At 70.0% G+C, this 21,936-nt stretch carries 24 protein-coding genes, 1 tRNA gene and 1 pseudogene; 11 read left to right on the forward strand and 15 right to left on the reverse strand.

Features of this window, described 5'->3' with window-relative positions; translation table 11 throughout:
* Positions 1–227: 227 nt before the first annotated feature.
* Positions 228–611: a helix-turn-helix domain-containing protein gene (locus L6E12_RS13570; protein ID WP_236228267.1), complete on the reverse strand. Its 384-nt coding sequence runs from the start codon at positions 609–611 to the stop codon at positions 228–230.
* A 336-nt stretch (positions 612–947) separates the two neighbouring features.
* Here L6E12_RS13570 and L6E12_RS13575 point away from each other — a divergent pair, with 336 nt between their 5' ends.
* The 5 genes from L6E12_RS13575 (at position 948) to L6E12_RS13595 (ending at position 6,326) form a co-directional block, all read left to right on the forward strand.
* The gene (locus L6E12_RS13575; RefSeq protein WP_236228268.1) at positions 948–1,289 is read left to right on the forward strand and encodes a WhiB family transcriptional regulator; all 342 of its coding nucleotides are present in this window, start codon (positions 948–950) and stop codon (positions 1,287–1,289) included.
* Positions 1,286–1,612, forward strand: coding sequence for a hypothetical protein (locus L6E12_RS13580; protein ID WP_236228269.1), 327 nt, complete (start codon positions 1,286–1,288; stop codon positions 1,610–1,612). Before L6E12_RS13575 ends, L6E12_RS13580 begins: the two co-directional genes overlap by 4 nt.
* A complete protein-coding gene (locus L6E12_RS13585; protein ID WP_236228270.1) occupies positions 1,609–2,316 on the forward strand; it encodes a hypothetical protein in 708 nt (235 codons plus the stop codon). Before L6E12_RS13580 ends, L6E12_RS13585 begins: the two co-directional genes overlap by 4 nt.
* Positions 2,313–4,421 (forward strand): cell division protein FtsK, encoded by a 2,109-nt coding sequence (locus tag L6E12_RS13590; RefSeq protein ID WP_374201869.1) that lies wholly within the window; start codon positions 2,313–2,315, stop codon positions 4,419–4,421. The genes L6E12_RS13585 and L6E12_RS13590 overlap by 4 nt, the downstream gene beginning before the upstream one ends.
* A 150-nt stretch (positions 4,422–4,571) precedes the next feature.
* Entirely contained in the window at positions 4,572–6,326 is a 1,755-nt protein-coding gene (locus L6E12_RS13595; RefSeq protein WP_236228271.1) for a recombinase family protein, read from the forward strand.
* Here the strand turns inward: L6E12_RS13595 and L6E12_RS13600 are convergent.
* Positions 6,305–6,391 (reverse strand) — tRNA-Leu (locus L6E12_RS13600). The two genes, L6E12_RS13595 and L6E12_RS13600, sit on opposite strands and share 22 nt — an antisense overlap.
* Before the next feature lie 68 nt (positions 6,392–6,459).
* Positions 6,460–6,888, reverse strand: coding sequence for a YbaB/EbfC family nucleoid-associated protein (locus L6E12_RS13605; RefSeq protein ID WP_236228272.1), 429 nt, complete (start codon positions 6,886–6,888; stop codon positions 6,460–6,462).
* Between the two features lie 85 nt (positions 6,889–6,973).
* On the opposite strand from L6E12_RS13605, the gene L6E12_RS13610 reads away from it, so the two are divergent.
* Positions 6,974–7,258, forward strand: a complete 285-nt coding sequence (locus L6E12_RS13610) for an Lrp/AsnC family transcriptional regulator (protein ID WP_035283591.1) — start codon at positions 6,974–6,976, stop codon at positions 7,256–7,258.
* On the opposite strand, the gene L6E12_RS34750 is transcribed toward L6E12_RS13610, so the two are convergent.
* The 7 genes and pseudogenes from L6E12_RS34750 to L6E12_RS13640 all read right to left on the reverse strand — a co-directional run bounded on the left by L6E12_RS34750 (position 7,259) and on the right by L6E12_RS13640 (position 13,413).
* Positions 7,259–7,615, reverse strand: a complete 357-nt coding sequence (locus tag L6E12_RS34750) for a protein NO VEIN domain-containing protein (protein WP_308074907.1) — start codon at positions 7,613–7,615, stop codon at positions 7,259–7,261.
* Positions 7,616–7,655: 40 nt separating this feature from the next.
* Positions 7,656–7,958, reverse strand: a pseudogene (locus tag L6E12_RS35700) (MrcB family domain-containing protein); the annotation flags it as partial.
* Positions 7,955–8,764: a tat pathway signal sequence gene (locus L6E12_RS13620; RefSeq protein WP_236228274.1), complete on the reverse strand. Its 810-nt coding sequence runs from the start codon at positions 8,762–8,764 to the stop codon at positions 7,955–7,957. The gene L6E12_RS13620 and the pseudogene L6E12_RS35700, both read right to left, overlap by 4 nt.
* 351 nt (positions 8,765–9,115) lie before the next feature.
* A complete protein-coding gene (locus L6E12_RS13625) occupies positions 9,116–10,798 on the reverse strand; it encodes a cytochrome bc complex cytochrome b subunit (protein WP_236228275.1) in 1,683 nt (560 codons plus the stop codon).
* Positions 10,795–11,931, reverse strand: a complete 1,137-nt coding sequence (locus L6E12_RS13630) for a ubiquinol-cytochrome c reductase iron-sulfur subunit (RefSeq protein WP_236228276.1) — start codon at positions 11,929–11,931, stop codon at positions 10,795–10,797. The genes L6E12_RS13625 and L6E12_RS13630 overlap by 4 nt, the downstream gene beginning before the upstream one ends.
* Complete coding sequence (locus L6E12_RS13635) at positions 11,928–12,725, reverse strand: c-type cytochrome (RefSeq protein ID WP_236228277.1); 798 nt, start codon at positions 12,723–12,725, stop codon at positions 11,928–11,930. Before L6E12_RS13635 ends, L6E12_RS13630 begins: the two co-directional genes overlap by 4 nt.
* 61 nt (positions 12,726–12,786) lie before the next feature.
* Positions 12,787–13,413 carry a heme-copper oxidase subunit III gene (locus tag L6E12_RS13640; protein ID WP_236228278.1) on the reverse strand — a complete coding sequence of 209 codons (627 nt, stop codon included), beginning with the start codon at positions 13,411–13,413 and terminating at the stop codon, positions 12,787–12,789.
* Positions 13,414–13,518: 105 nt separating this feature from the next.
* Between L6E12_RS13640 and L6E12_RS13645 the strand changes: the two genes are divergently transcribed.
* The 3 genes from L6E12_RS13645 to trpD are packed head-to-tail and all read left to right on the forward strand — an operon-like array spanning position 13,519 to position 15,476.
* Positions 13,519–13,962 (forward strand): hypothetical protein, encoded by a 444-nt coding sequence (locus L6E12_RS13645; RefSeq protein WP_236228279.1) that lies wholly within the window; start codon positions 13,519–13,521, stop codon positions 13,960–13,962.
* A 17-nt stretch (positions 13,963–13,979) separates the two neighbouring features.
* On the forward strand, positions 13,980–14,390 hold the full coding sequence (locus L6E12_RS13650; RefSeq protein ID WP_236228280.1) for a hypothetical protein: 411 nt from the start codon (positions 13,980–13,982) through the stop codon (positions 14,388–14,390).
* Between the two features lie 15 nt (positions 14,391–14,405).
* Positions 14,406–15,476 carry an anthranilate phosphoribosyltransferase gene (gene trpD, locus L6E12_RS13655; RefSeq protein ID WP_236228281.1) on the forward strand — a complete coding sequence of 357 codons (1,071 nt, stop codon included), beginning with the start codon at positions 14,406–14,408 and terminating at the stop codon, positions 15,474–15,476.
* Positions 15,477–15,543: 67 nt separating this feature from the next.
* Here the strand turns inward: trpD and L6E12_RS13660 are convergent, their stop codons facing one another.
* Positions 15,544–15,942 (reverse strand): cytochrome c oxidase subunit 4, encoded by a 399-nt coding sequence (locus L6E12_RS13660; protein WP_035283287.1) that lies wholly within the window; start codon positions 15,940–15,942, stop codon positions 15,544–15,546.
* A gap of 53 nt (positions 15,943–15,995) precedes the next feature.
* Positions 15,996–16,880: a cytochrome c oxidase subunit II gene (locus L6E12_RS13665; RefSeq protein WP_236228560.1), complete on the reverse strand. Its 885-nt coding sequence runs from the start codon at positions 16,878–16,880 to the stop codon at positions 15,996–15,998.
* Between the two features lie 401 nt (positions 16,881–17,281).
* Between L6E12_RS13665 and asnB the strand changes: the two genes are divergently transcribed.
* Positions 17,282–19,210, forward strand: coding sequence for an asparagine synthase (glutamine-hydrolyzing) (gene asnB, locus L6E12_RS13670; protein ID WP_236228282.1), 1,929 nt, complete (start codon positions 17,282–17,284; stop codon positions 19,208–19,210).
* Positions 19,211–19,344: 134 nt separating this feature from the next.
* On the opposite strand, the gene L6E12_RS13675 is transcribed toward asnB, so the two are convergent.
* Positions 19,345–20,277, reverse strand: coding sequence for a carbohydrate kinase family protein (locus L6E12_RS13675; RefSeq protein WP_236228561.1), 933 nt, complete (start codon positions 20,275–20,277; stop codon positions 19,345–19,347).
* Positions 20,278–20,520: 243 nt separating this feature from the next.
* On the opposite strand from L6E12_RS13675, the gene L6E12_RS13680 reads away from it, so the two are divergent.
* Positions 20,521–20,703, forward strand: a complete 183-nt coding sequence (locus L6E12_RS13680; protein ID WP_236228283.1) for a hypothetical protein — start codon at positions 20,521–20,523, stop codon at positions 20,701–20,703.
* Positions 20,704–20,774: 71 nt separating this feature from the next.
* Here the strand turns inward: L6E12_RS13680 and L6E12_RS13685 are convergent, their stop codons facing one another.
* Both L6E12_RS13685 and L6E12_RS13690 read right to left on the reverse strand, forming a co-directional pair.
* Positions 20,775–21,137, reverse strand: coding sequence for an iron-sulfur cluster assembly accessory protein (locus L6E12_RS13685; RefSeq protein ID WP_236228284.1), 363 nt, complete (start codon positions 21,135–21,137; stop codon positions 20,775–20,777).
* Positions 21,138–21,318: 181 nt separating this feature from the next.
* Positions 21,319–21,936, reverse strand: a 618-nt coding sequence (locus L6E12_RS13690) for a glycerate kinase (RefSeq protein ID WP_236228285.1), incomplete at its 5' end; no start/stop codon positions are given.

The raw sequence follows: 21,936 nt of genomic DNA on the forward strand, positions 1-21,936 counted from the left end.
GCGACCGTGCGGACGGCTACGCCGAGGTGTTCGGCGAATGCCTCATTGGTCAGGCGTAGTGCCGCTTGGAGCGTGCACGCGGTTTCGCCGGTCCACCCGGTCGACTGGTCCATTGGCTGTGGTTCCCCCCGGAATGTGCACTGGCGGTGCATTGGAACTGCACTGGCGATGCATGGGGCGCGAGGCCCGTTCGGCATTGAATTCAGGGCATGGAAAACACCTGGTCCTCAGCGCTTCGGGCGGACGTGGTCGGCCACGGTCGACAGATCGCCCTGCATGGTGTCGAGGCGGTCGGCGATCTCGGTGAGGCGTTGTTCGAGAGCGTCCAAACGGGACATGAGGCGGTCGGCGTTGTCGTCGACGGGCTCGTCCGGGTGCGGTGGGCGCTGGCCGTTGAGGACGGCGTTGAGGTGCTGTGGGTGCAGGCCCAGGGTGGTGGAGAGGGCTTCGAGGGTGCGGGCGCTGCGGCGGCGTTCGACGGTGTGGTGTTGCAGCTCGCGGACGATCGCCTGGGACACCTGGGAGCGTTCGGCCAGCTCTCGCTGACGCCAGCCGAGTTCGTTCACGCGCTCGTTGATCGCCTTGGCGACCGCCGCCCAGTCTTCCGACACCTATTCCTCCGTGCTCCGCCTCAGCGCCGAGATTAGCGCTCATCGACTTTCCTGCGGCGCGTTGGCGCGCATTCCGTCGGCGTGGCGGACAAACATGCCCTCATTCAAGCTGATTTCAGCACTATGATGCTGAAATCAATAGTTAAGGACATTTCTGATGCGGACGAGGCTGCCCGGAATCGGGCGGAAGACGGGGCTCACGGTTCGTGAGGCGGCGTGGGTGCTCGGGGCCGACCTGGGCGTGGTGCACGGAGCGGTGCGGGCCGGGGTGATTCGGACGTGCCGGGGTCGGGTGCCGGTGGTCGAGGTGCTGCGGCACCTGCGTGGGGGTGCGGCATGACGGACTCGCTGGTGGGGATCGCGTGGCGGTTGGACCGGCTGCGGTGGGTGCCTTCGGACGTGCTCGGGGACGTCGTGGTCGCTCGCGGGGCGTGCATGGAGGTCTACGAGGCGGGGGACGCGCCGGAGTGGACGGGGTTCGCGCAGACGGATCGGGCGTTGGCTGCTCGGTTGTGTGCGGGGTGCCCGGTCGTGGACGAGTGCTTGGAACTGGAGTTGCGCACGGCCGGGGAGTCGACGGTCGGCGTGTGGGGTGCGCTCGGTGAGGACGAGCGGCGGGAGCTGTATCCGCACTGGTTGCGGCGCGGTGAGCGTGTGGAGCGGGGTGAGCACGCATGATCGAGCTGACTGCGGTGCAGGTGGTGGCTGGTATCGGGGTGCTGGTGGCGTTCCTGTGGGTGTGGCGGGCGGGGACTCGGCGGGCTCGGGCGGCTGCGGAGAAGGCGCGCGGCGGTGCTCGGCTGGTGTCGCTCGGTGGGCGGGTGCTGTTCAACGCGGGGTTGATCGTCGGGGTGCAGTGGGTGGTGATCGCCCACCCGGGGTCGCCGTGGGTGCTGTTGGCGGTGCTCGGGGTGCCCGCGCTGTTCTCGGCGTTCACGTTGACGCGGGCGTTGACGGTGGAGACGCACTCGGAGCGTCGGCGGCGGGGTGGTCGGCGATGAACCGGGCGCAGGAGTTGGCGCGGTCGGCCGCTGAGGCGGCGGAGGTGCGGGCGCACCTGGCGCACCCGGATGTGGTGGCGCTGGGGATTGAGCGGGTGCGCCGTCAGGTGGATTGGATGTGTTGGTCGGGGATCGTGCTGGGGTTGGCGTTCACGATGACCAACGTTCAGCAGTTCGCGGCCGGGTCGGCGGCGGCGTGGTCGCTGCGGTGGATGGCGGCGTGGGTGTTGGACCCGACTGTGTCGCTGGTGTTGCTGGCAATCCTGCGGGCGGAGCAGGTGACCGCTCGGTATCGGGTGGCCACGGGGGTGTGGGTGCGGCGGGCGAAATGGTTCACGCTCGCGGCCACCTACGTCATGAACACCTGGGAGTCGTTCGTGGCCCGGGACGTCGCCGCGGTGGTGCTGCACTCGGTTCCGCCGCTGGTGGTGTTCGCCGCTGCGGAGGCGATCACGGACCTTCGGGACAAACTGACTGAGGCTGTTATCGCAGCTAGCACGGTTGGCGGTCCGGTCGTGAACGCTGAGGTTCACGAGGTGGGGGCGCGTTCACGGAAGCTGTTCGCCGACTACCTCGCTGACGCTCGGGCCGCGTGGTCGCCGGGGGTGGAGGTGACTCCGGCGTGGGTGCGTGAGGTGTCGGGGTGCTCGCGGGGGCTGTCGTCGCGGTTGGCTCGGGCGCTCGCGGATGAGGTGCGGGCATGAACGAGGACAACTCGCCGGTGCGGGCGGTGCTGGACGCGGAGTTGGTGGACGAGGACGCGCCGGTGTCGGTGCGGCCGGGGTGGTGGGCGCGGCGGGCTCCGTTGTGGTTGACCTCCCGGCCGCACCGGGCGCAGATGCTTCGGGATCTGGCGTGGGCGGTACTGCGGTCGCCGTGGCGGTTCCTCGGGGCGGTGGTCCGTGGGTTGGTTGCCGCGTTCCGCTGGTGGCGGGGTTGGGTGACGGTGCGGGACTACCGGGAGGCCGCGGAGGGGTCGGAGAAGCTGGCGGAGAAGTTCGAGGCGATTCGAGCGCTGACGCTGTTCCGATGGAAGGTGACCGGCGCCTTGGTGGCTGTGGTCGCGGCCGTGGGCTTGGTGGTGCGGCTGGTCTACGGGGACTGGATGCTGTGGTTGTTCGGCGGCGTCGGGGCGGTGGGCCTGGCGGTGCTCGGGTGGCGGAAAGAAGGCAGCCCAGGGCGGAAGGCGGTGCTGGGCGGACCACGGGCGTTGACGTGGACGATGGACCCGCAAGTCCTGGTGGATGCGTTCCGGGACGCGAAGCTGATCGGCAAGGACGAGACGCTGCGACTGGTCGAACGCGCGATGCGCGTCGGCGAGGGGTGGGCGGTCACGGTCGACCTTCCGGCGACGCGGAAGGCGGCGGACGTGATTCGCAACCGGGAGGCGTTGGCGTCCGCGTTGGCGGTGGATGAGGTCCAGCTCAGCGTGGAGCGGGTTCGCGGGAACGGCGGGCATGCGGGGCGGGTGGCGATGTGGGTTGCCGATCAGGACCCGTACGCGACTTCGCCGCTGTCGACACCGCTGTTGGACGTGCCGAGGTGGGATGCGTGGCGGGCGGTGCCGTTCGGACGGGACGCGCGGGATCGGCGGGTGGATCTGCCTCTAGTGTGGACCTCGCTGTTGGTGGGGGCGATTCCGAGGCAGGGCAAGACCTTCGCGGCGCGGTTGGCGGCGGCGGGGCTGATCTTGGACCCGTACACGCGGTTGTACGTGGCGGACTTCAAGGCCGGGAAGGACTGGGACGCGGCCGGGGCGGTGGCGCACCGGTTCATGTCTGGGGACGAGGCCGAACACGTACTCGCGCTGCTTGGGTGGCTGATCGAGTTGGTGTCGGAGGTGCAGGGCCGGTACCGGCGGATGCGGGAGCTGGATGACGTGGTGTGCCCGGAGTCGAAGGTGACTCCGGCGATGTCGCGGGACGTCGCGTTGGGGATGCCGATAACGGCGCTGTTCGTCGATGAGGTCCAGGTGCCGTTGGAGGACCGGACACCGGTCAAGGTGCAGGACAAGAAGCTCACTGCGGGCGAGTACGTCGGGGAGCTGCTGACCTGGTTGGCGAAGAAGGGGCCGGCTGCGGGGATCTTGCTGGTGCTGGCCACGCAGCGGCCGGACTCGAAGACCATTCCGTCCGGGCTGCGGGCGGTGCTGGGGTCGCGGTTCGCGCTGAGGGTCATGGACTGGCGCGACTCCAACATCGTCCTCGGGGAGCAGATGAACACCCGCGGGTATGACAGTTCCCGGTTGCTGGCTTCCCACAAGGGCGTGGGCATCCTCCGACCGGACGGGGAGACCCAAGCCGGGGCCGAAGTGCTGGCGTTGACGGTACGGACCTACTACATGCCCAATGAGGACTGGCGGACCATCTGCCAGCGCGGCCGTGCGCTGCGGGAGACCGCCGGGACGCTCACCGGACATGCGGCCGGGCAGGACACCGCGCCCGTGCTGGACCACGCGGCGGTGGCGAAGGCGATCGGCGCGGGAACAGGGACGAACCAACCCGTGTGGCGACCGGACGGGCTCCCCGAACCGCTTGCCGAGGTCGTGGCGTACCTCGGTGAGGACATCGAGGTACGGGACTTCGTACCGACGGCTGAGTTGGCCGAGGTGGTGAAGGCCGATCCGACAGCGTTCGCCCGGCAGATGGCGGCGCTGGACTGCAAGCCCACCCGCAACCGCACCCCGATGGACGACGGCGAGGTACGGCGGGTTCGCGGCTACTTCACCGAGGACATCCGGACAGCGGTGGCCCGCGCAAGACATGGCGATTTCGGCTCCCTGGTCGAAGCCGGGCCTGGCAGCACATGAGTGCAGGTCAGGACGATGACCGCGCCGTCACGGTCCACGTTCCGGACCATCCTCCCAGGTTGAACCCGAGAGCGAGTCGCACACTTCTTGCCATACTGGTCGAGCTGACGACGGTGGCGGCCCCTGAACCGCCACCGGAAGGGGGACACGATGACTACTGAAATCAGCCCGAACCCGTGGGCGATGCTGGATGAACTGCTCGGCTTGGAGGTGGACACCGCCGAGGTCGAGCACGGCATCGGACCCATCGCGTTCTACGGGCGCTGCTCCACCGAGGACAACCAGGACCCGGAGACCTCGCACGGCTGGCAGCTCGGCAACGCCCGCAAGTTCGTGGAACCGCTCGGCGCGACCGTGGTCGCGGACTTCTTCGACATCGGCCAGTCCCGATCCGTCCCCTGGGAGCGGCGCACCGAGGCGTCGCGGCTGCTCGCGGCGCTGAAAGACCCCCGGCGAGAGTGGAACGCCCTGGTGGTCGGAGAGGGCACGCGGTGTTGGTTCGGCAATCAGTTCTCGCTGGTCGCTCCCCGCTTCGCCGCGTACGGGGTTGAGCTGTGGGTGCCGGAGTTGGGCGGGAAGTTCGACGCGAGGAACCCCTCGCACAAGATGCTGATGAGTGTGCTCGGGGGCATGAGCGAGTCCGAACGCCAGCACGTGCAAGCCCGGGTGCGGGCGGCGATGGATTCGCAAGTGGTGAACGAGGGACGCCACCAGGGCGGCAGGGCGCCCTACGGGTACATGACCGTGGACGGTGGCCCGCACCCCAACCCGCGCAAAGCCGCCGAGGGATTCCGACTGCGCCTTCTCGCCGTGGATGCGCCCGCCGCTGAGGTGGTACGACGGATCTTCGCCGAATACCTCGAAGGCAACGGGGATAGGGCAATCGCAGCCGGGCTCAACAACGACGGCATCCTGTGCCCATCGGCGCGGCGCCCGGAGCAGAACCGGCACCGCCTCGCCGACGGCTGGCAGGGCAGCACCGTCCGAGCGATACTCGACAACCCCCGCTACACCGGATTCGCCGTGTTCGGCCGCACCACCAAACACGAAACCCTCCTCGACCCCGACGACGTCGCGGCCGGGAACATCACCCGCTTCCGCCGCTCGACCCCGGACCGCATCGTGCGATCCCGCACCCAGGCCCACCCCGAAATCGTGTCCGTCGAGACCTTCACCGAAGCCCAGTTGATCCGCCGATCCCGCGCGGCCGGCGGCATGACCGGCATCGCCAAACTCGAACGCGCCCGCACCACCACCAAACGCACCTACCTGTTCCGCGGCCACGTCCGGTGCGCCGTCTGCGACCGGAAAATGCAAGGCGAGACCATCCGCAACGGCAACTACTACCGCTGCATCGCCCGCACCATCGCCCCCGGATCACCAGTGCTTGCCGACCACCCCAAAACGGTGAATCTGCGGGAGGACAAGGTGGTCCCCGCGATCAACCAGTGGATCAGCACCATTTTCCACCCCGACAACCGAGACGAGACCGTCCGGACGTTGATCGGCTCCCAGGGCACCACCGACGACGGCCGCGCCGCCGCCCGCGCTCGACTGGCCGACGCCGAAGACAAGGTCCGCAGGTACCAAGCGGCGATCGGCGCCGGAGTCGACCCCACCGGGTTGGTCGAGGCGATCAACACCGCGCAAGCCCAGCGCGAGGCAGCAAGGGCCGAAGTCGCGGCCATCACACGATCGGCGAGTGCCTTCGACCCCGCCGAGGTCTACGCCATGATCGACGCGCTCGCCGAGACCGCCGGGTCGATCAGCACGGCACGGCCGGAGCGGCTGGCGAAGCTGTACGCGGATCTGCGGCTTGACCTGCGGTATGACCACGCAAAAAAGGCGGTCGAAGTGACGGCCTCTCCGCGTGTGGTTAACGATGGTGTCCGAGGGGGGACTTGAACCCCCACGCCCGTTAAGGGCACTAGCACCTCAAGCTAGCGCGTCTGCCATTCCGCCACCCGGACTTGCGAGGGGTTGTCCTCGCGGTGCGGGTGAGAGCATAGCGGACCGCTTCCCCGCCGCTCACGGGGGTTCACCACCGCTGGTCTTCGTCCTTGTAGATGCGGGTGGGCGTGAAGTCTTCGTCCTCTGCCGGGTGGGAGGCAGGGGTGCGGGGTGCGGGAGCGGAGGGGTCCGGGGTGGGGATGCGTTGGACGATGTCGCTGTCGCCGCCGAGGGGGGTGAAGGCGGTGGCTACCTCTTGGGCGGCTTGTTGGCGGGCGGTGCGGGTGGTGGCGAGGATCTCGGCGGTGAGGGCCTCTGCCGACTTGGTCATGGCCTTGTCCGTCAGGTGGAGGTCCAGGAGGGCTCCGCTGGGGGCCACCGTGACCGTCACCGAGCCGTCCGCGGAGCGTTCGACGGCTCCGGCGGACTCGATGTTCTTCTTGAACTCGGTTGCCTTCTGCTGGAGGTCCGCCACCTTGGACTCGAAGTCGGCGAGCCACTCGTCTGGGGTTTGCATGGGGTGCCTCCTCCTCCTCGGGTGGGGTGAGCGTAGCGCTGGGCTGCTCTAGGGTGTGCGTAGTCGACTGAGGGTAGGGGGCGGGATGATTACCGCGATCGTGTTGGTGCGGGCTGCTACGGATCGGATTCCGGAGGCCGCGCAGGCGATCGCGGACATCCCCGGGGTCGCCGAGGTGTACTCGTGCGCTGGGGACGTGGACCTGGTGGCGGTGGTGCGGGTGGCCGAGCACGAGGAGCTGGCCCGGTTGATCCCGGGGGCGATCAGCAAGGTTCCCGGGGTGCTGGACACGGACACGCACATCGCGTTCCGGTCGTACTCGAAGCAGGACACGGACGTGGCCTTCGACATCGGTGTCGACGAGAGCTGATCACTCGGCCCGGTAGCGGTACGAGATGGGCGTGAGGTTCGCCGGGGTGGCGAGCCAGGGGTGGCGCACGTGGAGGGTGCCGCCCGTGGCGGTCGGTGGGGTTGTGCTGCGGTCGAGGGTGATGGGCGCGGCGACGATGAGCATGGTGTGGGGGTACTGGTGGGCGTTGAGGTCCACTTCGTTCTTGGTCAGGATGACCTCCTCGCCCGTTGACGTCGTGCCTTTGACCTCGACGTGGAGTCGTTCGTCGGCTCGGCGGGCGTCGAGGTCGTAGGACTCCGTGGCGCCTACGTCGGTGACGGTGGAGCCCTGGCTGGTGAGGTGGTCGGTGGCCAGGGCGACGGCGTGGGCTTCGATGGCTTGGCGTTCGGGGGGTGGCTGAGGACTGGATCATGAACTTCAGGTCCTCGACCAGGTTCACGTCACTCGGGAGGGTGGCCTTGGCGTAGCGCAGGGCGGCCACGGTGCCTGCCTCGTACCCTCGAGCCCGCTTGCTCGTCCGGCCGCGCAACTGGATCTCGGGGGGGACATCCGGTCGGGTGGACAGCTTCGATGCGACCACGGTCTTTGCCCAGGCTGAGCTCGCGGGCAATTCCGGGAGGGGGCGGGTGTGCGCGGTTTCGCCCACCCAGGTGGTGGTGCCCTGCATGAGGGTCAGGAAGACGAAGTCGCCGGGTGCGTCGAACAGGAGTGGGGTCAGAAGCGGCCTTCGAAGAGGAGGCGGGCTATTTCGGTGTCCGTTGCCCGGCCCTCGTCGTAGGCGCCCTGGTTGGTGAGGTTGTTCATGATGGCCAGGGTGTAGCGCTCGGCGGGGCCTGCGAAGCCGACCGTGTTCATGACCCAGCCGCCGTCTTCTTCTGACCAGCCGTCTTTGTTGCCGGGGGTGGCTGCTTTGCCCGCGCCCCAGACGCCCCACTGCTGGTTCGCTGCCACTGTGCGCATGTTGTTGACGATGTACGCCTTGTCCTCGGCGGGGGTTTTGTCCAGGACGTGGGTCATGAGGCGGTCGAGGTCTGCCGTGGTGCACTTCTGGAAGCCCCAGTAGGGGTAGGTCTGGCTGTAGCCCCTCTGCGGGGTCAGGGACGTCATGCCGTACGCGGGGAAGGCCTTGTTCCACAGGGTGTGATCGGGGCCGCCGTACTTGGTCCACAGGGTTGTCGCGGCGTCGTCGTCGGAGTTGTGGAGCATGGCGGTGATCTTGGTGTGGTCTGTGGGGGTGAGGGTGATGGTGCCCTCCCGGTTCCTCCGGAGGAGGTCGACGGCCATGGCCAGTTTGATGGTGCTGGCGGTCCAGGTGGGGTCTTCGGCGTGTTCGTTGTGCCAGACGGCTCCAGTGTGGCGGTCTCGGAGGACTATGCCGACGGTTCCGGGGCGGTGGGACACGTAGGTCTTCACGGCCGCGATGCGGTTCTGGAGGTCGCAGTCGAAGCCGGTGGGAGGGCAGGGGGTGGTCGTCGTGGGGGGCGCCGCCTGCGGAGCAGGCGGGTTCTGGGGGGTGGGTGGCACGGGGGCTCCCGACGGGAGGGGGGTGGAGGGCGTCGTCGGGGCGGCAGGGGGTGGGGCGGCTTCGGGGGTGGCGCACGCCGTGACGGTGAGGGTCAGGCAGATGGCCAGTGCACCGGCTTTTCCGCGGAAGTGGGCCCCGATCACCGCGGCAGGCTACCGCAACACCGTGGGCGGGCCGTTGCTCTGTTCGGCGCAACGGGCCGGAACGCGCCGGGGGCAGGAACGCGCCAGGGGGAGAACGCGGTCGAGGGCGGGAAGTCACCAAGGGCGGGAACACGGTCAGGGGCGGGACGCGCCAGGGGCGGCACCCGGAATGGGTGCCGCCCCTGGCGGGTGGTGCGTGTGTGCGAACTACAGCTTGGCCGACGGGTCGTCCGTGGCCGTGTGCTGGCCGGTCTCGTTGCGGCCCGGTTCGATCTGGGCGTGGCTGTCGTGACCGCCGTGCTGGGCCGCGCGGGCGCGGGCCAGGGCGATGGTCTCCTCCGGGGGGTCCGGGGTGAGCCAGGAGCCCTGGACCGGGGCACCGGCCGAGCCGAGCTTGTTCATCTTCTTCGGCACCGCCGCACCCTGGTACTCCAGCGGGATGGGGTGGCCGTGGTCGTCCACCGGGCCCAGGGGCTGGTGGACCTCGATGAACTCGCCGTGCGGGAGGCGCTTGATGATGCCGGTCTCGACGCCGTGTTCCAGCACCTCGCGGTCCGAGCGCTGCAGGCCCAGGCAGATCCGGTAGGTGATGTAGTAGGCGATCGGCGGCAGGATCAGCAGGCCGATGCGGCCCATCCAGGTGGTGGCGTTCAGCGAGATGTTGAACTTGTCCGCCAGGACGTCGTTGGCCGCCGACAGCAGCGACACCATGAAGTAGGTGATCGCCATCATGCCCAGGCTGGTGCGGACGGGGACGTCGCGCGGGCGCTGGAGCAGGTTGTGGTGGGCGTAGTCCTTGGTGAACTTGCGCTCGATCCACGGGTACGCCATGGCGATGCCGCCCAGCAGTGGCAGGCCCAGGATGAACGGGAAGAACGCCGCGGCGATCGTGTAGTTGCCGAGGTGGACCTCCCACGACGGCCACAGGCGGATGAGGCCGTCGGTCCAGCCCATGTACCAGTCGGGGACCGTGCCCGCCGAGATGTGGGCGGCGTTGAAGGGGCCGAAGTTCCAGATGGGGTTGATCTGGAACAGGCCGCCCATCGCGGCGGTGACGCCGACGACGACCGCCATGAAGGCGCCGCCCTTGACCGCGAAGACCGGCATGATGCGGACGCCGACGACGTTGGTCTCCTTGCGGCGCACACCCGGGAACTGGGTGTGCTTCTGGTACCAGACCAGCGCCAGGTGCAGGCCGATCAGCGCCAGCAGGATGGCCGGGATGAGCAGGATGTGCGCGGAGTAGAGCCGCGGCACGATGTCCTCGCCGGGGAACTCGCTGCCGAACAGCAGCCAGTGCACCCAGGTGCCCAGGACCGGGATCGACAGGATCAGGCCCGACATGATCCGCAGGCCCGCGCCGGAGAGCAGGTCGTCCGGCAGCGAGTAACCCGCGAAGCCCTCGAGGGCGCCGAGCAGGAACAGGTTGACGCCGATGACCCAGTTGACCTCGCGCGGGCGGCGGAACGCGCCGGTGAAGAACACTCGGAACATGTGGGTGACCATCGCCGCCATGAACAGCAGGGCCGCCCAGTGGTGCATCTGCCTGGCGAAGAGGCCGCCGCGCACGTCGAAGGAGATGTTCAGCGCGGACTCGTAGGCCCGCGACATCTCCAGGCCACGCAGGTTGACGAAGGACCCCTGGTAGACGACCTCCTGCATGGAGGGGTCAAAGAACAGCGCCAGGTAGGTGCCCGTCAGCAGCAGCACGATGAAGCTGTAGAGGGCGATCTCACCGAGCAGGAAGGACCAGTGCGTCGGGAAGACCTTGTTCAGCTGCTTTCGCAGACCGGCCGCGGGGTGGTAGCGGTCGTCCGCCCACTTCGCCGCACCGCCCGCTGCGCGCAGCGCGGCGTTGTTGGGCTTGGTGGGAGATGTGATGGCGCTCATGACTTCCTCTCCCAAAAGGCAGGTCCCACGGGCTCGATGAAGTCCCTCAGTGCATAAAGGTAACCCGTCTCCTCATCGACTGCGATGGGGAGCTGGGCCAGCTTGCGCGTGGCCGGACCGAAGATGGGTTTCGCGTGGTTGAGCGCATCGAACTGCGACTGGTGGCACGGGCACAGAATCCTGTTCGTGCGCTGCTCGTACAGGGAGGTCGGGCAGCCGAGGTGGCTGCAGATCTTCGTGTACGCGTAGTAGTCGCCGTAGTTGAAGTCCTCCTGGCCCTCGGCCTTGACCACGCGGGCCGCGTCCTGCGGGCGCAGGCGGATCAGCATGACCGGGTTGTCCGAGCGCTTGAGCGCCTTGGACAGGGCCTCGTGGTCGCCGCGCTCGGACTCGCGGAACGGGAACACCGTTTCCATGGCGCCCGCGTCCAGGTCGCCCGGCTTGACCAGGTCGATGACCTCGGGGTTGCCGGTGGCGCGGCGCAGGAAGACGCGCTCGCCGTTGTCGGACTTCCAGCCGGTGTGCCACAGGGAGTTCGCGGTGTCGGTCTGCGCCCACGGGTCGCGGACCAGGCCGCCGAGAGCGAACACGCCCACGCCCAGGCCCATGGCGCCCGCGCCGAGGCCCGCGGTGCGCTTGATCAGCGAGCGGCGGCCGATGGTGGAGCGGACACCGGCGTCGGCCAGGTGGGCGGCGAAGGTGGCCTTGTCAACCTCCGTCGAGCCGCCCTCGTGGCGCTGCTGGATCGCGACCTCGTGCGGGATGAACTTCTTGGTGTAGAGCAGCGCGCCCACGCCGACGGCGGCGACCGACAGGCCCAGGGTCGCGCCCAGCAGCGGGGTGTAGAGCGAGTACGCGAAGTACCCCTCCTGGTCGGGCGCCACGTAGGCCGAGGGCCAGGCGACGAAGACGACCACGAACGCCAGGCCCGCCAGGGCGGCGATCAGGAACCAGGCGGCGACCAGGCGCTCGGCGCGCTTCTCGGCGCGGGTGCCCTTGACCGGCCAGGGGTCCGGGTACTCGACGAGCTCGACGTCGTCGAGCTTCCCGCCGAGCTTGACGAGGTCTTCCCGCGACAGCTCCGCCAGCTCCGCTTCGCTCGGCAGCTTCTGCTCCGGGTCGGTCGAACTCATGACTTAGCCCCAATCCAGAGGGTCACGCCGACCAGCGCGGCGATCCCCACGATGAATGCGATCAGGCCCTCGGACTGCGGGCCGAGCCCGCCGAGCGCACTACCGCCGGGGTTGTTGTTCCCGTCGGTCACCGACTTGACGTAGGCGATGATGTCCTTCTTCTCCTCCGGCGTGAGCTGCCGGTCGGAGAACTTGGGCATGTTCTGCGGACCGGTCAGCATGGCCGCGTAGATCTCGGTCTCGGTGACCCCGTCCAGCGAGGGCGCGTACTTGCCCGAGGACAGCGCGCCGCCGCGACCGGTGAAGTTGTGGCAGGAGGCGCAGTTGAGCCGGAACAGCTCGCCGCCGCGCGCCGGGTTCTCGCCGATGAGCTGCTCGCCGGGCACGTTGGGCAGCTGGGTGCCGCCGCCGTGCGACTGGACGAACGCGCCGATCGCGTCGATCTCCTCGGGCGTCAGCTTCGCGGGCTTGCGCGGGACCTGGGCCTCCTGGCGGACCGCGGGCATCCGCCCGGTCGCCGTCTGGAAGTACACCGAGGCCTGCCCGATGCCGACCAGGCTGGGCCCGCGGTCCTGCACGCCCTCGAGGTTGGCGCCGTGGCAGGAGATGCAGGTGGTGTTGTAGATCTGCTCGCCCTTGCGCACCAGGGCGGCGTCGTCCTGGGCCTGGGCCACCGGCGGCGACGGGGCCAGCGCGGAGTAGGCGAGGCCGACCGACAGCAGGGCGAAGCCGAGGGCCAAGAGCCCGGCCAGGCGCCTGCGGAACTTGCCACGACTGCGTGGTTTCTTGGTCATTGAACGGCAACCCTTGCTGTCAGTGCGGGCTCGGCGGAGCTGTGGTGGTGAGCGGGGTCCGTCATGGCACGAGGTAGATGACGGCGAACAGGCCGATCCACACGACGTCGACGAAGTGCCAGTAGTACGAGACCACGATCGCCGAGGTGGCCTGGGCCGGGGTGAACTTGCTCAGCCTGGTCCGGATGAGCAGGTAGACGAAGGCGATGAGGCCGCCGATGACGTGCAGGCCGTGGAAGCCGGTGGTCAGGAAGAACACCGTGCCGAACGGTCCGGACGGGATCGTCAGGCCCTCGTGGACGAGGTTGTAGTACTCGTAGGCCTGGCCGCCGACGAAGATCGCGCCCATGACCAGGGTGGCCACGTACCACCGGCGCAGGCCGAACACGTCACCGCGCTCGGCGGCGAACACGCCGAGCTGGCAGGTGAACGACGAGAGCACCAGGATGATGGTGAACGGCAGCGCGTAGGGGACGTTCAGGTGGAACTCCTCCCCACCCGCCAGCGGCGGCGGCCACGCTTGGTCGCCGTTCTGCGCCTTGACGGTGAAGAACATGGCGAAGAGTCCGGCGAAGAACATCAGCTCGCTGGACAGCCACACGATGGTGCCGACGCTGACCATGTTCGGCCGGTTCAGCGAGTGCACACGCTGGCCAATGGAGGGCGCTGCTGCAGTCACGCGTCGCATTATGTCCTGCGACGACACGCCACGCCCGGGCGGGGCGCGAGTAGACCGCGTCACACCGCCGTCATCGCCGCGATATGAGCGCGGATGCGCAATTCGGGAGCCGAGATGTCTTTTCTGGACCGCGTCCGCGGCCTGTTCGGGCGCGCGGAGCCGCCGCCGCTGTCGGTCGACGACCCGGCCCTGGTGGTGGTCGCCGGGAGCTTCGACCCGGCGGAGGCCGCCTCGTCGGTGCTGGCCGCCGCGGACTGGCGCGAGGGCGAGCGGGCGGTGCTGCGCCACCACCTGGAGCTGCCGCCGGACCGGGCGGGCGAGGCGGCGGAGTTGATCGGTCAAGACGGGTACGAGCTGCGGGGCCCGGTCCCCGGGTCGGGCGGGTCGCCCCGGTTCCACGCCGTGCGGGCGCAGGTGGTGACGGCGCTGGAGTGCGCGCGGGAGCGGTCGCGGATGGCGAGCCTGGCGCAGCGGCTGGGCGGGGACGCCCCGGGCTGGGACGTGTTGCAGCCCCGGCGGGGTGAGACCGATAACATCGCGGGGTCCGACCCGACCTGAGCCTGAGGACGTCGAGCATGAGCACTCAGCCCCTGAAGATCCTGGTGTTCAGCCACCGGCCCGAGGTGCGGGAGAGCATCGTCACAGCCGTGGGCAGGCGCCCGGCAGCGGACGTGGGCCGGGTGTCCTTCGTCGAGGTGGGCACCGTGTCCGACGTGCTGATGGAGATGGACGGCGGCGGCATCGACCTGGCGATCCTCGACGGCGAGGCGCAGCCCACGGGCGGCATCGGCCTGTGCAGGCAGCTCAAGGACGAGATCACCGACTGCCCGCCGATCGTGATCGCGGTGCGCCGCAAGGACGACCGCTGGCTGGCGACCTGGTCGCGCGCCGAGGCGGTGCTGGTGCACCCGCTCGACCCGCTGACCGCCGCCGAGACCGTGGCCGACGTGCTGCGCTCGCAGCGCCTGCCCGTCGTCCGCGGCTGAGCGGGACGGTCGGCGATGGTCACACCGGTCCCCACCGGCCAGGCGCCCTCGTGGCCGGGCCTGCTCAACCGCCTGATCGAGCGCGCCGACCTCACCGAGGCGGACACCACGTGGGCGATGGGCCAGATCATGTCCGGCAGCGCCACCCCGGCGCAGATCGCCGGGTTCGCCGTCGCGCTGCGGGCCAAGGGCGAGACGCCGCAGGAGATCGCGGGCATGGCCGCGGGCATGCTGGCGCACGCCCGGCTGGTGCACGTCGACGGGCACGCGGTGGACGTCGTCGGCACCGGCGGCGACCAGGCGCACACCGTGAACATCTCCACCATGGCCGCGATCACCGCCGCCGCCGCCGGGGTGCCGGTGGTCAAGCACGGCAACCGGGCCGCGTCCTCGCAGTGCGGCACGGCCGACGTGCTGGAGGAGCTGGGGGTGGCGATCGAGCTGCCGCCGGACGCGGTGGCCACCTGCGTGCGCGAGGTGGGCATCGGCTTCTGCTTCGCCGCGGTGTTCCACCCGGCGTTCCGGGTGACCGGCCCGCCGCGCCGCGAGCTGGGCATCCCCACGGTGTTCAACGTGCTGGGCCCGCTGACGAACCCGGCGAAGCCGACCGCGGGCCTGGTGGGCTGCGCGAACCTGCGGATGGCGCCGCTGGTGGCGGAGGTGTTCGCCGGGCGCGGCGCGAGCGTGCTCGTGGTGCGCGGCGAGGACAACCTGGACGAGATCACCACGACGACCACGACGCGGGCCTGGGTGGTCTCCGGCGGGGTCGTGCGCGAGGAGCGGATCGACCCGGCGCGGTTGGGCGTCTCCCCCGCCACCCCGGCCGACCTGCGCGGTGGTGACGCCGCGTTCAACGCCGCGGTGGTGCGGGACCTGGTGGCGGGCAAGCCGGGCCCGGTGCGCGACGCGGTGGTGCTGAACGCGGCCGGGGCGATCGCGGCGTTCCGCGGCTTCACCGGGGACCTGCACGCGGACCTGGAGGCGGGCCTGGGGCAGGCCGCGCACGCGCTGGACTCCGGCGCGGGGTCGGCGCTGCTGGACCGCTGGACGGCGACGTCGCGCAGGCTGGCCGCCAAGGACTCCTGAGCCGGACACGACAAGAGGGCTCCACCCGATCGAGTCGGGTGGAGCCCTCTTGTCGTGTCTGCTGTGGTTACTCGGCGTCGGGCCGGGTGTGGTACTCGAACACCAGGCCACCGACGGTGAAGAGCACCAGGACGACGGCGATCACCAGGAGCCACACCTGCCAGAACGCCATGGCGAAGCCCGCGAGCGCGGCGGAGGCGGCCACCGCCACCGGCCAGTAGCTGCCCGGGGAGAAGAAGCCCAGCTCACCGGCGCCGTCGCTGACCTCGGCGTCCGGGTTGTCCTCCGGGCGCTGCTCCAGCCGCCTGGCGATGAAGTGGAAGTAGGAACCCACGATCAGCGACAGCCCGCCGGTCAGGATGAGGGCCACCGTTCCCACCGCCTCGCCCGCCCACAGGCCGTAGACGATCGCGGAGAGAAAGAAGAAGCCGGTCGTGACGTCGAAGAGCCTGGCTTCGACCTTCATGGTGTCCTCGCATTCACCTGTCGTACCGCCGTCGTGTCCATCGGGGCCCGGTCCTAGTTGGACGCGGTGCGCACGGTGCGGTCGGTGTTGAACGGCTTGGTGGTCACCGCGGTCGGGGTGCACAGCTCGCCGCAGTTCATCTGCGCCAGCGCCTCACCCGCGGTGTAGTTCTTGTTCGTCTTCGGGTTGGTCTGCCCGCGCAGCTCCATGTACTGGTCGAACAGCTCGGGGGTGATCGCCCGGACCTCGAAGTTCATCACCGCGTGGTAGGTGCCGCACAGCTCGGCGCAGCGGCCCACGAAGGAACCGGTCTGGTCGATCGAGTTCTGGAAGGTGTAGTCCTGCTCGTTCTTCTCCGGCATGGGGAAGACGTCCCGCTTGAACAGGAACTCCGGGACGAAGAACGAGTGGATGACGTCGCGGGAGCGCAGGTTGTACTGGATGGTGCGGTCGGTGGGGAGCACCAGCAGCGGGATCTCGGCGCTGCTGCCGACGGTGCGCACCTTGTCGTCCTCGCTCGGCTGCACCAACTGACCGGACCCGGTCTTGTAGGAGTTGTAGCCGAACTCCCAGTTCCACTGGAAGGCGAGCACGTCGACGGTGACGTCGGGCTCCTTCTCCGCCTGCACGTAGTTCTGCGTGGTGGCGGTGAAGTAGAACAGCACGACCACGATGACGACCGGGATGCCGGTGTAGATCAGCTCCAGGAAGTGGTTGTACTGGAACTGCTTGGGCAGCTTGTCGCCGCGCTTGCGGTGCGCGACCACCGGCCACATGATCAGCGCCCAGGTGATGAGGCCGATGACCAGTGCCGCGACCACCGACCAGGTCCAGAACTCGCGCATCCGGTCGGCCTGCGGCGTGACGCCCTCGGGCCAGCCGAAGCGCAGGACCTGCTCGGTGGAGCACCCGGAGGCGCCGAGCACGACCAGCAGCATGAGACCGGCGAGCTTGGCCGGCCGGCCGAGCGGCGTGCGGTTCCCGTGCCCTGCGGCACCGGAGGCAGGTGTGCCCACTGCGCGACTCCTCCTCGAGGCGATCTTCCCGTGACCCCCGCGACGAGCGCGCGCACCGCTGGGGCAGCGGCGATCCACGCTCGTCTGGAGCCATGCGGAGCCTAGCCCAGCGACCCGGGCCACACCCTGCGAGGGGTGAGCGGACGTCGGTCACACTTCGGGGCGAGCACGACCTTGTCACCCGCGCGCAACCCCGCCCGGCATACTGGCGTCTCCGCTGAGGAGCCGCCGCCGCGACGAAGCTGTCCCGGCGACGCGGCCTGACCGCCCGGCTCCCCACCGGGCGGCTTCCCCCGGCTCGACACGAGAGGTGCGCGAGAAGCGTGTGCGGTCTGCTTGGCCTGGTCTGCCCTTCGGAGATGGACGCCGCCGCGGCCCGCGGGGCCGTCGGTGCCGCGATGCGCTGCCAGCGGCACCGCGGTCCGGACGAGAGCGGGACCTGGACCGGCGGTGAGGCCGTCTTCGGCTTCAACCGCCTGGCGATGATCGACCTGGAGCACTCGCACCAGCCGCTGGTGTGGGGTCCGCCGGAGGCTCCGGGCCGCTACACCCTGCTGTTCAACGGCGAGATCTACAACTACCTGGAGCTGCGCGCGGAGCTGGCGGAGCGGCACGGTGCGCGGTTCAGCACCGACGGCGACTCGGAGACGATCGTCGCCGCGTACCACTACCTCGGCGACGCCGCGGTCCCCCGGCTGCGCGGCATGTTCGCGTTCCTGATCTGGGACTCCCAGCGCCAGGTCCTCTTCGGCGCGCGCGACCCGTTCGGCATCAAGCCGCTGTTCTACGCGGTGGGCCCCGGCGGGGTGGCGTTCTCCAGCGAGAAGAAGTCGATCCTGGAGCTGGCGCCGGTCATCGGCGTGCGGCAGGAGCTGGACCGCCGGGCGTTGCAGCACTACCTGACGCTGCAGTACGTGCCCGAGCCCGCGACGATGCACACCCAGGTGCACCGGGTGGAGTCCGGGCACTCGTTCACCCTGGTCCCCGGTGAGGAGCCGGTGATCCGGCGGTACTGGACGCCGCGGTTCACCCCGACCCCGGTGCACGGCCAGGCGGAGGCGGAGGCGCTCTACGACCGCATCGCGGACGTGATGAGCGATTCGGTGCGGGTGCACATGCGCGCGGACGTGACCGTGGGGTCGTTCCTGTCCGGTGGCATCGACTCGACCGCGATCGCCGCGCTGGCCCGCAGGCACAACCCGGACCTGGTGACCTTCACCACCGGCTTCGAGCGGCAGGGGTACTCCGAGATCGACGTGGCCGCCGAGTCGGCCGCCGCGATCGGGGTCAAGCACGTGGTCCGCACGGTGTCGGCGGACGACATGATGTCCGCGCTGCCGCTGATCGTGTGGTACCTGGACGACCCGGTGGCCGACCCGGCGCTGGTGCCGCTGTGGTTCATCGCCCGCGAGGCCCGCAAGCACGTGAAGGTGGTGCTGTCCGGCGAGGGCGCGGACGAGCTGTTCGGCGGGTACACGATCTACCGGGAGCCGCTGTCGCTGGCGCCGTTCGAGCGGGTGCCGGGGGCGCTGCGCAAGATCATGGGCAAGGTGTCGACGAAGATCCCGGAGGGCACCCGCGGCAAGGACCTGCTGCGGCGCGGGGCTCTGTCGCTGGAGGACCGCTACTACGGCAACGCCCGGATCTTCCGGGACGACCAGTTGCAGCAGGTGCTGCGGACCTACGACCCGCGGGTGGGGCACCGGGACGTGACCGCCGCGGCGTACCGGGAGTCGGCGGCGCTGGACCCGGTGACCCGGATGCAGCACGTGGACCTCTACACCTGGCTGCGCGGCGACATCCTGGTCAAGGCGGACAAGGTGACCATGGCGAACTCGCTGGAGCTGCGGGTGCCGTTCCTGGACCCCGAGGTGTTCAAGGTGGCGGCGACCGTGCCGCTGGAGCAGAAGATCACCAAGGAGACCACGAAGTACGCGCTGCGGCAGGCGATGCGCCGGATCGTCCCGGAGCACGTGCTCAACCGGCGCAAGCTGGGGTTCCCGGTGCCGATCCGGATCTGGCTGCGGTCGGAGATGTACGACTGGGCCCGCGACATCGTGCTGCAGTCGCAGACGGACGCGCTGATCGACAAGAACGCGGTGCTGCGGCTGCTGGAGGAGCACCGGGCCGGGACGCTGGACCACTCGCGGCGGATCTGGGCGCTGCTGGTGTTCATGCTGTGGCACGGGATCTTCATCGAGCGCCGGATCGCCCCGGTGGTGCCCGAGCCGCGCTACCCGGTCAAGCTCTGACCGCCCTCTCGCGCTGACAGCCGCCCCTCTCCCGGGGCGGCTGTCGGTTTTCCGGGGGACCACCGCGGGGGAATCCACTCCGGACAGCCGCGAGCCCCGGCCGGGTGACTCCCGGCCGGGGCTCGCGGTCGTGGTCAGGGGAGGATCGGGGCGATCTCCGCGGCGGCCTCGGGGCCGAAGGCGTCGCTGAGGCGGGCGAGGGCCGCCTCCTTGCCGAAGGTCCACTCCTGGGTGCCGACGGTCTCCAGCACCAGGGTGGCGATGAGCGAGCCGAGCTGCGCGGCGCGCTCCAGGCCGAGGCCCTGGGTGATGGCCGCGACGAAGCCCGCCCGGAAGCCGTCGCCGACGCCGGTGGGGTCGACCTTGGCGGTCTCCGGGACGGCGCTGACGGTGAGGCTGGTGCCGTCCTTGCGGACGATCTCCACGCCCTTGGCGCCGAGGGTGGTGACGCGCAGGCCGACCTTCTCCATGACCTCCTGGTCGGACCAGCCGGTCTTCTGCCGCAGCAGCTCCCACTCGTAGTCGTTGGTGAACAGGTAGTCCGCGCCGGTGACGAAGTCGCGGATCTGCGCGCCGTCCATGCGGGCCATCTGCTGGGAGGGGTCGACGGCGAAGGGGTAACCGCGCTGGCGGCACTCCTGGGCGTGGCGGAGCATGCCCTCCGGGTCGTCGGGGCCGATCAGGACCAGGTCGAGCTTGCCCGCCTTGACCTCGATCGGGTGCAGCTCGATCTGCCGGGACTCCGACATGGCGCCCGCGTAGAACGAGGCGATCTGGTTCATCTCGTCGTCGGTGGTGCAGACGAAGCGGGCGGTGTGGGCGACCTCGGACACGTGCACGCCCGCGCAGTCGACCCCGTGCCGCTCCAGCCAGGAGCGGTAGTCGGCGAAGTCCGCCCCGACCGCGCCGACCAGGATCGGCGAGCAGCCCAGGACGCCCAGGCCGAAGGCGATGTTGGCACCGATACCGCCGCGGCGGACCACCAGGTCGTCGACGAGGAAGCTCAGCGACACCTTGTGGAGCTGCTCGGCGACGAGCTGCTCGGAGAACTTCCCCGGGAAGTGCATCAGGTTGTCGGTGGCGATACTTCCGGAGACTGCGACGGGCACGAGGCCTCTCCCTGTGTGGGTGGTCGACGCCCGAGGGGTCGACGGGGCGGTGGGGTCTGATTCGATCAACCGGCGATCGAGATTCGATCAGGCCGCGCTCGTGCGGGCAACCACCGGTCGGGGTAGCCGTCGACCATTCGGCCCAACACTACTGGTCGGTACCCCTGGGAAGTGACGTTGATTACGTTTACCGTGCAGGGTATGAGCACTCCAGAAGCGGACACCATGGCCGAGCTGATCGCGGACTGCGCGGACCTGCCGACCGGCCTCACCGTCGACTCGGAGCTCGTCTCCGCGGGCATCCCGGCCGCCAGGGCGGCGGCACCGTGGCGGGTCTCCGAGGCCAACGCGGCCCAGGTCACCGACCTCGACGAGTACGTGTAACCGCGGACCGAACGCCGAGAGGGCCACGATCCGACGATCGTGGCCCTCTCGGCGTGCCGGTGCTCCCGGACTCAGTGGAACGAGTCACCGCAGGCGCAGCTTCCGCCCGCGTTCGGGTTGTCGATGGTGAAGCCCTGCTTCTCGATGGTGTCGACGAAGTCGATCACGGCGCCCTCGACGTACGGGGCGCTCATCCGGTCCACGGCGACCTTGAGGCCGTCGTAGTCGCGGAACAGGTCGCCGTCGAGGGTGCGCTCGTCGAAGAAGAGCTGGTAGCGCAGGCCAGCGCAGCCGCCGGGCTGCACGGCGATGCGCAGGTGCATGTCGTCGCGGCCCTCCTGGTCGAGCAGCGCCTTGGCCTTGGTGGCGGCCTCGGCGGACAGCTTGACACCGTGGGTCGCCGCTTCGGTGCCGTTCTCCTGGGCGGTCGTCATGGTTCTCCCTTGGCTGGTCCTACGCCGGTGGTGGACCCAGTGGGGTCCTCGATCGGGACAACAGACGCAGGCACGGATTTTGTTCCCGCCCCATGGTGACACAGCCGGGCGCGGAGCGGACGCGCACTGCGTCACGCCCCGGCCCGCCCCCACCGCTGCGCCTCGGCTCGCCCACCGACGGTCACCGCCACTGCCGGGCCACGTGCTCGGCCAGGTCGGCGAGGGTGCCCGCCGGATCGGCCAGGGCCGCCGCCACCGACCCGGCGTGCTCGGCCACGGCGTGCGCCTCGGCCACCCCCACCGACGCGGCCTGCCTGCGCCCGACCGACACCTGACCGGCCAGGACCAGGCACGCCACACCGCGCTCGGCCGCGGCCCCGGCCACCGCGGTGACCAGCTTGCCGCGCAGCGACTGCCAGTCGAAGCTGCCCTCGCCGGTGACCGCGAGCCCGGCGCGGGCCACGGCGGCGGCCAGGCCGGTGGCCTCGGCGACCAGGCCCGCCCCGGAGACCACCTCGGCGCCCAGCGCCAGCAGCGCGAAGCCCAGGCCGCCTGCCGCCCCGGCACCCGGGCTCTCGCGCGGGTCGCGGCCGGTGCGGGCGGACAACTCGTCGGCCCACGCGGCCAGACGGGCCTCCAGGCGGGCCACCGCGGCCGGGTCGGCGCCCTTCTGCGGGCCGAACACCGCCGCCGCGCCGTGCGGGCCGAGCAGGGGGTTCTCCACGTCCGCCGCGGCCACCAGGCGCACCCCGGACAGGTCGACCCCGTCGAGCGCGGCAAGTCCGTCGACGAAGCCCGC

The sequence above is a fragment of the Actinokineospora sp. PR83 genome, from assembly GCF_021056305.1.
GTDB classification, from domain to species: Bacteria; Actinomycetota; Actinomycetes; order Mycobacteriales; family Pseudonocardiaceae; genus Actinokineospora; species Actinokineospora spheciospongiae.